General features: G+C 57.1%; 1 protein-coding gene. It reads right to left on the bottom strand.

What is annotated here, in order from left to right; translation table 11 throughout:
- Window positions 1-234: 234 nt before the first annotated feature.
- Window positions 235-1,404: dihydrolipoyl dehydrogenase (lpdA, locus tag ACRESJ_RS29300; protein ID WP_431760996.1), on the bottom strand; the 1,170-nt coding region annotated here is incomplete at its 5' end.

Here is a 1,404-nt window from a genome sequence, read left to right as displayed (position 1 = left end):
GCGAACAGCTGCTTACCCTGATACTCGTGAAGATTCATGCTTATTACCGTCTTCGTTAGGTACTGCGCATTCGGTGCTGCACTCATTCAAGTGCCGCACCACCTGTGACTGCTGCTTGCATAGCCTTACCGGATATCCGGTGCAGCTATGCAAGACTGCGTCCAGCGGATATTCCGCGGTGAGTCTTGCATGCAAGGCTCACGACGGGCCATTCCGCCGTGGTTTCTTATTGTCTTAACGCTTCTTGCGGTTGGCGATGTGAATAGCGCCGCCATTCACTGCCAAAGCAGCTTCGTGCAAGGCTTCAGACAGGGTCGGATGGGAGAAAACCATCATGCCCAGGTCTTCAGCGCTGGTGCCGAATTCCATACCGATCGCGCCCTGCTGAACCAGTTCGGCAGCGCTTGGGCCAATCACGTGAACGCCCAATACGCGGTCTGTCTTGGCATCGGCGATGACCTTGACGAAACCACCGGTGTCGTTGGCAGCCATGGCACGACCGGAGGCCGCGAACGGGAAGGTGCCGACGTTAACTTCAACGCCTTCAGCTTTCAAGGCCTGCTCGGTTTTACCAACCCACGCGATTTCCGGGTGAGTATAAATAACCGAAGGGATCAAATCATAGTTCATCTGAGCCTTGTGGCCCTTGATGCGCTCGACAACCATGATGCCTTCTTCAGACGCTTTGTGCGCCAGCATCATGCCGCGAACCACGTCGCCGATGGCGTAAACGCCCGGCACGGTGGTGGCGCAATGATCGTCAACGTGCACGAAACCGCGCTCGTCGAGGGTCACGCCGCAGTCGGCAGCCAGCAGATCAGTGGTCACTGGACGGCGACCAACGGATACGATCAGCTTGTCGAAAGTGATGTTCTGCTCGCCTTTGGCATCGGTGTAGTTCACAACGACTTCGTCGCCGTTCACTTTGGAACCGGTTACGCGAGCGCCCAGCTTGATGTCCAGACCTTGTTTGGTCAGGGTTTTCAGCGCTTCCTTGGAAACAGCGGTGTCCGCTGCCATCAGGAAGGTGTCCAAGGCTTCCAGGACAGTCACTTCTGCACCCAGACGCGACCAGACCGAACCAAGTTCCAGACCGATAACGCCAGCGCCGATTACACCCAGGCGCTTGGGTACGGATTGGAATTCCAGGGCACCGGTGGAGTCAACGATCACCTTCTGGTCAACCGGAGCTGGCGGAATGTCGATCGGACGCGAACCTGGAGCCAGGATGACGTTTTCAGCTTCGATGATTTCAACCGAGCCATCAGGCTTGGTGACTTCGACTTTCTTGCCGGCCAGCAGCTTGCCGTGACCCTGGATGGAGGTCACACCGTTGGCTTTGAACAGGGTCGCAACACCGGAGGTCAGGCCTTTGACGATGTTGGCTTTACGGCCGACCATCGC

This window comes from Pseudomonas sp., assembly GCF_050739655.1.
Taxonomy (GTDB): Bacteria; Pseudomonadota; Gammaproteobacteria; order Pseudomonadales; family Pseudomonadaceae; genus Aquipseudomonas.
The sequence above is the reverse complement of the archived record's forward strand: the minus strand, read 5'-3'. Positions and strand labels throughout refer to the sequence as shown.